Origin of the sequence: Haloplanus sp. (assembly GCF_028275055.1) — an archaeon.
GTDB lineage: Archaea > Halobacteriota > Halobacteria > Halobacteriales > Haloferacaceae > Haloplanus.
This window is the reverse complement of record NZ_JAQCNJ010000102.1, coordinates 23535-33357: the sequence shown is the minus strand read 5'-3', so window position 1 is coordinate 33357 and position 9823 is coordinate 23535. Positions and strand designations below refer to the sequence as shown.

7 protein-coding genes are annotated in these 9823 nt (G+C 66.6%); 3 read left to right on the top strand and 4 right to left on the bottom strand.

The annotated features are described in order from the left end of the window. Both Q0925_RS12315 and Q0925_RS12310 read left to right on the top strand, forming a co-directional pair. A partial coding sequence (locus Q0925_RS12315) for a TCP-1/cpn60 chaperonin family protein (RefSeq protein ID WP_299335962.1) occupies positions 1–918 on the top strand: 918 nt, incomplete at its 5' end. Positions 919–1030: 112 nt separating this feature from the next. After that, entirely contained in the window at positions 1031–2017 is a 987-nt protein-coding gene (locus tag Q0925_RS12310) for an ornithine cyclodeaminase family protein (RefSeq protein WP_299335960.1), read from the top strand. Between the two features lie 278 nt (positions 2018–2295). On the opposite strand, the gene leuS is transcribed toward Q0925_RS12310, so the two are convergent. After that, positions 2296–5157 (bottom strand): leucine--tRNA ligase, encoded by a 2862-nt coding sequence (gene leuS, locus Q0925_RS12305; RefSeq protein WP_299335958.1) that lies wholly within the window; start codon positions 5155–5157, stop codon positions 2296–2298. A 143-nt stretch (positions 5158–5300) separates the two neighbouring features. Between leuS and Q0925_RS12300 the strand changes: the two genes are divergently transcribed. Continuing rightward, on the top strand, positions 5301–6770 hold the full coding sequence (locus Q0925_RS12300; RefSeq protein ID WP_299335956.1) for a two-component system sensor histidine kinase NtrB: 1470 nt from the start codon (positions 5301–5303) through the stop codon (positions 6768–6770). A 35-nt stretch (positions 6771–6805) separates the two neighbouring features. Here Q0925_RS12300 and pheA read toward each other — a convergent pair whose 3' ends face one another. Genes pheA through hisH form a run of 3 tightly spaced genes read right to left on the bottom strand, consistent with a single transcriptional unit; the run spans position 6806 to position 9782 of the window. After that, positions 6806–7609 (bottom strand): prephenate dehydratase, encoded by an 804-nt coding sequence (gene pheA / locus Q0925_RS12295; protein ID WP_299335954.1) that lies wholly within the window; start codon positions 7607–7609, stop codon positions 6806–6808. Positions 7610–7649: 40 nt separating this feature from the next. After that, positions 7650–9047 (bottom strand): PAS domain-containing sensor histidine kinase, encoded by a 1398-nt coding sequence (locus tag Q0925_RS12290; protein ID WP_299335952.1) that lies wholly within the window; start codon positions 9045–9047, stop codon positions 7650–7652. A gap of 45 nt (positions 9048–9092) precedes the next feature. Beyond that, complete coding sequence (hisH, locus tag Q0925_RS12285; protein ID WP_299335950.1) at positions 9093–9782, bottom strand: imidazole glycerol phosphate synthase subunit HisH; 690 nt, start codon at positions 9780–9782, stop codon at positions 9093–9095. Positions 9783–9823: the final 41 nt, after the last annotated feature.

The window sequence follows — 9823 nt, the reverse complement described above, 5'->3', positions numbered from 1 at the left end:
GAGCCGATCGAAGTCGAGGAAACGGACGCCGACACTTCGGTCAGCATCGACGACCCCGAACAGCTCCAGCAGTTCCTCGACAGCGAGGAACGCCAACTCCGCGAGAAGGTCGACCAGATCGTCGCCACCGGCGCGGACGTGGTGTTCTGTCAGAAGGGGATCGACGACCTTGCCCAGTATCTGCTCGCTCAGGAGGGCGTTCTTGCGGTGCGCCGTACGAAGAAGTCCGACATGGGCTTTTTGAAGGAGATCCTCGGCGCGGAGGTCGTCACCGACCTCGACGCGGCCACCGACGCCGACCTCGGGACCGGCTCCATCGACCGTGACGCCGAGGCCGGCCTGTTCTACGTCGAGGGGTCGGATGCCCACGGCGTGACGCTTCTTCTCCGTGGCTCGACCGAACACGTCGTCGACGAACTCGAACGTGGCATTCAGGACGCCCTCGACGTGGTTTCGGCGACCGCGGCCGACGGGCGTGTTCTCTCCGGCGGCGGCGCCGTCGAGGTCGAGATCGCGAGCCGGTTGCGCGACTACGCCGACAGCGTCAGCGGCCGCGAGCAACTCGCGGTCGAGGCCTTCGCCGACGCCGCCGAGGTCGTCCCGCGCGTTCTCGCCAGCAACGCCGGTCTCGACAGCATCGACACGCTGGTCGACCTGCGCGCGGCCCACGAGAGCGGCGACGCCCGCGCCGGCCTCAACGTGTTCACCGGCGACGTGGTCGACACCTACGACGCCGGCGTCGTCGAACCCGCTCACTCCAAGGAACAGGCGTTCTCCTCCGCCACCGAGGCGGCAAACCTCGTTCTGAAAATCGACGATATCATCGCCGCAGGCGACCTCTCGACGTCCGGTGACGACGACGAGGGCGGCGCCGGCGGCGGTATGGGCGGTATGGGCGGCATGGGCGGCGCGATGTAAGCCCGGTCGCCACCACACGCCCCGTCCCAAACTTCCGATCCGACCTGCCCCTCCCCCCACCCCGTCCCAACGGGGGCGCAACGACCATCCATTTCGGGCACCTATCGCCTGTATGGAGACCCTGCTTCTGGACGCCGATGCGGTGGACGCACATGCTCCGCTTCCGGCCGTCGTCGATGCCGTCGACGCCGCGTTCGCCGCCCACGCCCGCGGCGACACGGTGATGCCATCGAAGTCGTACGTCGACCTCCCACAGTACGACGGCGATTTCCGGTCGATGCCGGCGTATCTCCGTGCCGAGAACTGGGACGCCGCGGGGCTGAAGTGGGTGAACTCCCACCCAGAGAATCGCGGCCGTCACGACCTCCCGACGGTTATGGCGACGATGTGCTACGCCGACCCCGAGACGGGAGTCCCGCTCTCGATCATGGACGGGACGACACTGACGACAAAGCGCACGGGAGCGGCCGCCGCCGTCGCGACCGACCACCTCGCCGTCCCGGACGCGTCGACGCTCGGACTGGTCGGCGCCGGCGCACAGTCGCACACCCAACTCGACGCCATCGCGACGGTCCGCTCCGTCGAGACGGTCGTCGTCGCCGACGCCGACACCTCCCGCGCCGAAACGTTCGTCGAGTCGATCCGCGACCGGTTCGACGCCCGCGTCGGATCGGTCCCGGAGGCCGCCGCCTGCGACATCGTCTCGACCGTCACGCCGGTTCGGGAACCGATCGTTGACGCCGACGCGGTGGGCGACCACACCCACATCAACGCCATCGGCGCCGACGCGCCGGGTAAACACGAACTCGCCGACGACCTGCTCTCGGCTGCGAAACTCGTTGTCGACGACCGCGAGCAGTGTACCCACTCCGGCGAGATCAACGTCCCATACGCCGCCGGGAACCTGACCGACGCCGACATCCACGCCGAACTCGGTGCGGTGGTGATCGGGGCGGCCTCGGGCCGGACCGACGCCGACGGCGTCACCGTCTTCGACAGCACCGGCCTCGCGGTCCAGGACGTGGCGACCGCTCGCGTCGTCTACGAACGGGCGACCGAGACGGGGGCGGGGACCGCCTTCGACCTGCTTGGACTCTAAACGAGGCGGTCCAGCATCCGGTCGGCCGCGTCCGGTCGGTCCCGGCCCGCCCGGTTCCTGCAGACGGGGTCGCTCCGGGCAGTAGAGGCGGCTCCCGTTCTGTGCGCCTTGCGATTCGTCCGGTCTGTTCGGCCCGTTCGGGCGGGACGAGGGTGTCGTTGCCGCCGGCGATGGCGAGCGGTGGTGCCGGTCCGAGCATGTCATACTCATGCCCACCCGCACAGCCGTTGTAAAAAGCGGTGGAGCCACCGCCTCGGGAAGCCGGGAGACGTTCGGTTCTATTCGAGGTAGATGGCCGGCCGGAGCGGCACCGCGTCACCAGCCGTTTCACCGGGGTCCGGCGGGTCGGCGTCCTCTGCGTACACCTCGACGGCCGCATCGAACTCCCGTTCGAGAAAGTCGGCGGCCGACTCGTAGACGGCCGCCTCGTCAAGGTCGCGCACGGCTGTCGTCGTCTCGTCGTCAAGGTCACGAACGAGGTCAACGAGTTCGCCAGCGAGGTCGTTCACCGCGTCGCCCCGTTCCCGGAGGTCGGGGTCGCTCATCGCCTCGCTCATCACCGCGCCCACGTCCGGACCCGCCTCGACAACGGCGTCGAAGACCCCCCACTTCCAGTCGGCGGCGACGTACACGCTGACCGTGTCGGGCTCGGTTCCGGTCACGTCGATGATGTCGTGGATGTCCTCGGTGAGGCGTTCGATCCCACGCTCCCGGGCCTCGACGGTCGTGTTCTCCAGTTCGGGGTCGACCGCGGGCCACGGCGCGTCCTCCGCCGGGGTCCCCGTCAGTCGCTCGTGGAGTTCGTTCGCGAGAAACGGAACGAACGGGGCGAGCAGGCGGAGCCGCGTCTCGAGGACGTGCCGGAGCGTCCACCGCGCGGCCGGCCGGTCCCGGTCGGTTCGGCGCCGGTACCACCGGAGCGACTCCTCGAAGTCGTAGAAGGCGGTCTGGCTCGCCGTCCGTGTCTCGGCGTTCTCCATCGCCTCGGTCACCGCACGGGTCGTCCGTTGGAGCTTCGAGAGCAACCAGCGGTCGACGTGGTTGAGGTCGGGCAGGTCGTCGTCGAACGTCGACGCCGGGGTCTCGGGAACGAGTTCCCCCGCCCGGTTCCAGAACCGCTCCAACTGGTCGCTGACGCTCGCGACCTGATCCGCGCGCCAGTCGTAGTCCTGCCACGGTTCGGCGGAGTTGAGCAGGAAAAAGCGCACCGTGTCGGCGCCGTAACGGTCGATGGCCTCCCCCGGCAGAACGACGTGGCCCTTCGAGGAGGACATCTTTTCGCCCTCTAACAGCCCCATCCCCATGATGACGATGCCCTCGGGCCAGGCGGCCTCGTCGAACAGTTCGGCGTGGTGGAAGAGATAGAACGTGAGGTGGTTCGAGATGAGGTCGTTCGCGGAGAAGCGGTAGTCGACGGGGTACCAGTAGTCCCACTCCTCTCGCAGGTCGAGCGCCCGCGGATCCGGATCGTCGACCGCGTCCGGCCCGTAGAACAACGCGTCGAAGAACTCGTGGTCGAGGTCCGCGACCGGAATCTCGCGAAGCCGCGGCGCGAGGGTGTAGTAGGCCATATAGATCGTCGAATCCGAGAGCGGTTCGATAACGAAGTCGTCGTCCCACGGGAGATGAGTTCCCAAGCCGTAGTTGCGGATGCAGGGCCACTCGTTGAGCCAGTCGATGGTGTGGTCGTACTCCCCGCGCGTATTCTCCGGGATACACTCCATGTTCTCGACGACGCGCTTTGTCGCTTCCTTCCAGTCCTCGTCGTTGTAACTGAGAAACCACGTGTCCTGTTCGGCCACCTCGACGTCGCCACCACACCGGCAGACGACCTCCTCGGAAAACTCGTACATGCTCCCGAAGTGGCCGGCCTCGATCCCGGTGTCGCGGTAGGACTCCCGGACCTCTTCGATCACCTCGCCGGCGAACTCACCGTACTCGTCGTGGAGGCGACCGGTGTGGAACTCGCGGTTGTACAGTTCCTTTGTCACCGCCTCCAGTTCGGGATCGTCCGAGGACTCGACGCCGGACGCCTCGACGGCGTCGCGTGCCGACACGTCACCGTACCCCTCGACATCGAGGATCGGGACCGGTTCGATCCCCTCGACGACCGCGGGGTCGATGCCGTATCGTTCCATCCGGTCGTCGTCGGCCTGTGCCTCCTGTAAGGCGAGATAGTCGTCCGGCGAGTGGGCTGGGACCGACATGACGACGCCGGTCGCGTTGTCGGCGTCGACAAAGCCTGCGGGCAGGATCGGCACCTCATCACCCGTGACGGGATTGGCGACGGACTCCCCGATCAGACGCTCCCCGGAAAACGTCTCCTCGACGGTCACGTCGTGGGCCTGTAACCGGAGCTTCTCGCTTGCCTGGTTTGAGACGAGCCACGTCTCGCCGTCGACGGTCGCTCGAACGTACGTCGCTCCGGGGTCGAGGTACGCGTTGGTGACTCCGCGAACCGTCTCCGGGCGAAGCGTCGCCATCGGCACCACCGCGTCGTCGAGACCGAACCGAATCAGCGTGTACTCCTGATACTCGGCCTCCTCGCCTTCCAACAGGTCGTGGGTCGTGACCGGTTGGTGTTCGTTGGTGCAGTATTTCACGGGATGCAACCCCTTCTCCAGCCGCCCCCGGTCGCGAAGGGTCTTGTACTGCCACGTGATGAACTTCGAGTAACGGTCGTCGTTGGTGGTGAACTCGCGCCGCCAGTCGATCGAGAGCCCCAGTGACTTCATTCCCCGTTTGTAGTGCTCCTCGATAAAGTAGTGGGCATAGCCCATCGGCGTCTCCAGTTCCTGTAGGGTGTCCTCCGGAACGTCGTACGTGTCCCGGAGCACCGAGAGCTGTTCAGCCTCGCCTTTTTTCAGGCGCTCGACCGCGCCGATGATCGGCGTGCCGGTGACGTGCCACGCGATTGGAAAGAGAACGTTGTCGCCCCGCTGTCGGCGGTAGCGAGCGTACACGTCCGGGACGGTGTATGTCCGTGCGTGACCGATATGCATCCCGCCGCTCGGATACGGGTAGGGGACGGTGATGAACGTCGTGTCGTCGTCCGCTCCGTCTGGGTCGGCTTCGTATCGTCCCGTCTCGGCCCAGCGCTCCCGCCAGCGCTCTTCGAGGTCCTGCGGGTCGTAGTCCATACGCCGGCCCACGGTCCCCCGACCTAAAATAACTCCTATCCCCGGCGTGTTCGGGCGGATTACTGTCGTTGATAACCCCACGGCGAGCCGTGTCTGCCGGTACGGAACGATTACTTACACCATTCCACGGCGTGAGAACGCCCGTGAACGGGACGCGTCGTCGGCTCGCCGGTGCCATCGGGGTCGGTGGAATCGGATTGGCGTTGCTTGTGGCTCGGCTCCGGCTTGGACCCCGTTCCGGCACCACACCGGTCAGCGATGTCGCGCCCATCGGGCTCGCCCTCGCCTTGCTGGTCGTCGCCGGGTGGCTCCCTCGAAGCGAGTTGGACGGTCTCTCCGCGCTGTGTGTCCCCGCCGCCACCGGGGCGCTGGCCGTTGTCGGCGGCCTCACGGCCTTTGTCACGACCGAACTCGTTCCCGCGACCACCGTCGTTCCGACCACGCTCCTCCTGTTGAACTTCGTCAGCGCCGGTGGGGCTCTCGGGCTCGCCGCCGGCTTGCTGGCGGCGACGACGTGGACACTCCACGCCCGGACGAGCCAGCTCCGACGCTCGCGCGACGAGTATCAGGAACTTTTCGACGGTATCGCCGACGCGGTCATCGTCCACGACACCCGCGGTGGCGTTATCGCGGCAAACGACGCGGCGACCGACCGCCTCGGCCACGACAACGAGTCGCTCACCGACCGCCGGATTACCGACGTTGAGAGCGGCGAGATCCGGACCCGGGCCGTCACCGACGGCCGAATCGTCTACGAGACGAATCACACCACCGCCGACGGCGAGACGGTTCCCGTCGAGGTGAGTGCCCGGCGCGTCCGATACCGTGGAGCGCCGGTCGTTCTCTCGGTTGCTCGCGACATCAGCCGTCGTCGCGCCTCCGAACGCCAACTGAGCCGTACCCATGATCGGCTCCGAGCGCTCAACCGTGTCCTCCGTCACGACATCCGCAACGACATGCAGATCGTTCTCGGGACGGCGCGACTTCTCGGCGACCACCTCGACGACGAGGCCGCACGGGCCCACCTCCAGAGGATCACCGACACCGGCGAACACGTCGTCGAACTCACGAAGAGTTCGCGCGATCTCGAACGGACGCTGAGCGCCGAGACGGTTCCCTCGCTCCACCCGGTTTCGCTGACCGAAACGATCGAGTCGGAACTCGACCGCTGTCGGTCCGCGTTCGACCACGCCACCTTCGACATCGACGGCGACCTCCCGGACACCACCGTCCGCGCGAACGACCTACTCTCCTCGGTTTTCCGGAACCTGCTGAACAACGCCGTCCAGCACAACGATAGGGAGCAGCCGACGGTGGCGGTCTCCGGCGAGCGACGTGACGGCCGGGTCGTCATCCGCGTTGCCGACGACGGCCCCGGAATCCCGCCGGCACAGCGACGGTCGGCCTTCGAAAAAAACGAGGCCGGCTTCGACAGCCGGGGTACAGGCCTCGGTCTCTATCTGGTCAGCACCCTCGTCGACCAGTACGGCGGCGACGTGTGGGTCGAGGACAACGATCCACGAGGCACCGTGATAGCGGTTCAACTGTGGGCAGAGCCACCCGCTGACGGGACGGTACCGGACGGCGTGGCTTCGGACGAAGCGCGCAGGTGAGCCGACGGCACCCGGTCGCCGGTTCGGACTCGGATTCAGACGACGTGTCGAATGTCGTAGGAGCCCAGCCGACGGATCCAGCCGTCGTCGGCGATGTCCGCCACGTCTTTGACCGCCGCCCGGGCGTGGTCCTCGTACAATCCTGCCTCGAAATCGATGTGGAAGAGGTAGTCGCCAAGGCGGTCTCCCGTCGGCCGGGACTCCACACGAGAGAGGTTAATATCGCGGTCGGCGAAGGCTTCCAGCAGTTCCAGCAACAGTCCGGGATAGTTCGCGTTCGGGTTGACGATAACCGTCGATTTGCCGCCGGCCTCTCCCCGCTCCGCGGCGGGCGCGATAACGAAAAACCGGGTCGCGTTGGAGCTTCGATCCTGGATGTCCTCGGCGAGTACCCGGAGGTTGTCGTCGGCGTTGTCCGGGTGGGCGATGGCGGCGACCGAGCCGTCGTCGCAGGCGCGTTCGACCCCGCGGGCGGTGCTTGCGACCGCCTCTAGACTCACGTCGGGGTACTCCGCTTCGAGAAAGTCCCGACACTGGGCGAGTGCCTGGGAGTGACTGGCGACAACCTCAAACGACTCCCCGGCCGCGATCAGCGCGTGTCGGATCGGGGTGACCACCTCCTCGACGACGCTCACGTCGTGGGCAGCGAGGGCGTCCAGCGTCTCGGTGACACTCCCCTCGATGCTGTTCTCGATGGGGGCGACGCCGCGCCGATAGTCGCCGGCCGCCACCGTTTCAACGATGGCTGTCACGGACTCGCTAAACGTGACCTCGTCGGCGACGGCCCGCGCGGCCCGGTGGGAGTACGTCCCCTCCGGCCCGAGCGTGATGGCCTTCATGCTACGAGCGTCGCGTGGCGGGGAGAAAAACGCGTCGGGTCTACGCGAGGATGAGACGGACCACGAAGACGCTCCCCTCGGGGTCGTTGTCCTCGACCCACACGTCGCCGCCGTACTGGTCGACGAGGGTGTGGACCAGATACAGCCCGAGTCCCGTCCCCTCGCTGTCGAGGCCCTTCTCGCCTCTCCCGAACACCGTCTCCTTCCGGCTGTCGTCGACGCCCGGGCCGTCGTCGGCGACGCGGACGACGGCGTGGTCGCCGGCCGTCTCGGCGGCGACGGTGACCGTCGGCTCCGTCCCGGCGCTGTGCTGGACGGCGTTGTTCAACAGGTTTCCGAAGACGGAGCCGAGCATGTCGTTGGCAGTCACCTCAACCAGTGGGACGTTTCCACGGGTACGGATCGCCGCGTCCGGATACGCGGCGGTCGCCGTCTGAATCTCCTTGTTCAAAACGTACGACAGGTTCGCCGATCCGAGTTCCGCCTCCGTCTCGGACATGAGCGTCCGCATCAGGTCACCGATCACGTCAGTCAGTTCGATTATGTGTTGGGAGCGGCTCCGGATCGTTTCTAGCTGTGGGTGGGCCGTCTCCTCCACCGCGTCGTCCAACAGGTCGGTCATTCCCTCGATAAGTTGGATATCGTTGCGGATGTCGTGCCGAACGATCCGATTGAGGAGTTCGAGTCGTTCGTTTTGCTCCTCGAGTACCTGCTGGTACTCCCGCGTCTGTGTCACGTCCTTGATCGCACCGTCGACGTAGGCGTCGCCGGCGTTTTCGAAGTGACAGACGGTGATGAGCCCCCAAAACGTCTCGCCGTCGTGGGTTCTGAATTCGAGTTTTTCGGTGCGAACGCCGTTGTCGGCGGCGTCGGCGAGAAACTCCGTCCAGTCGGTCGGATCGACGTACGCCTCTGCCACCTCGGTGGACAGGAGCGTGGCCTTCGATCCGGCACCGAACATCTCGACCAGTGTGGGGTTGGCTTCGATGAAGGTGCCGTCCGGTTCGCCGGTCGCCCGGAAGATGCCGGTCGGAACGTGCTCGACCAACTCCTCGAACCGCCGGAGTTCGTCCCGTCGCCGCCGCCGTTCGGTGACGTCTCGGACCGTCAACAACACGCACGGTTCTCCCGAGAGGTCGACCCGTGACGCCGACAGCTCAGCCCAGAACGGCGTCCCGTCGCGGCGTTTCATCCGGCGTTCGACGGTCCCGTCGCCGACGACCAGTTCTCCGGTGCCGGTCCGTCGGTCGTCGTCGACCAACTCGGCTACCCGGCGGCCGACGAGTTCGTCGCGACCGAACCCGCTCAACGCCACGAACCGCTCGTTGACCTCGTAGACGACACCGTTGTTCGGTTCGTGAACGACCAGCCCGTCGGACACGTGATCGAAGAGTTCGCGGTACCCTCCATCGACGCCGATCGTGGGCGGTTCCGTCACGTCCACCGCTTCGATCCCCCGATATAAAACCCGTCTCCCCGATTATCAGCGCTTGGAACAGATGTCCACGAAGTTCCGCAGGATCGTCAACCCCGTCTCGCCGCTTTTCTCAGGGTGGAACTGCGTCCCGAATACGGTGCCGTTCTCGTTCCCGATGACCGCGGGGAAGGTACGGCCGTGGTCGGTCGTGGCGACGACCGCCCGGTCGTCGTCGGGCGCGGCGTAGTAGGAGTGGACGAAGTAGGCGTACTCGCCGTCGACGGAGCCGCCACGCCCCCCCTCGACGCCGGTCACGAGCGGGTGTGGGTGGCCGCGCTCGACGGTGAGTTCGTTCCAGCCCATGTGGGGGATCTTCTGTCCCTCGTCGAACCGGACGTTCCGACCGGGGATGAAGTCGAGTCCGACTACCTCTCCCTCGCCGGCGTGGTCTGCCTCCTCGCTCGACGTCAGGAGCATCTGCATCCCCAGACAGATCCCGAAGACCGGCTGTCCCCGTGCGACGGCCTCCGCGAGTGCATCCCGATACGGGCCGGCGTTCTCCATCCCCTCGCGGAACGCGCCGACCCCCGGCAGAACGACGCCGTCGGCGGCCGCGAACTCGTCGGGATCGTCGGTGATCGTCACCGCCGCGCCGGCGCGTTCGAGGCCGCGCGTGGCCGACCGGAGGTTTCCGAGGCCGTAGTCGACGATGACCACATCGGCAAGCGCCTCCGTCGGCGGCTCGGACAGGCTCATATCCGCCATTCGTCGGCGGGTGTAAAGTGGTTTCCGTTCGC

What these genes read in the sequence shown, in the direction of transcription:
- Q0925_RS12310 (WP_299335960.1), top strand. Translation starts at nt 1,031, where the DNA reads ATGGAGACCCTGCTTCTGGACGCCGATGCGGTGGACGCACATGCTCCG.
- leuS (WP_299335958.1), bottom strand. Translation starts at nt 5,157, where the DNA reads ATGGACTACGACCCGCAGGACCTCGAAGAGCGCTGGCGGGAGCGCTGG.
- pheA (WP_299335954.1), bottom strand. Translation starts at nt 7,609, where the DNA reads ATGAAGGCCATCACGCTCGGGCCGGAGGGGACGTACTCCCACCGGGCC.
- hisH (WP_299335950.1), bottom strand. Translation starts at nt 9,782, where the DNA reads ATGAGCCTGTCCGAGCCGCCGACGGAGGCGCTTGCCGATGTGGTCATC.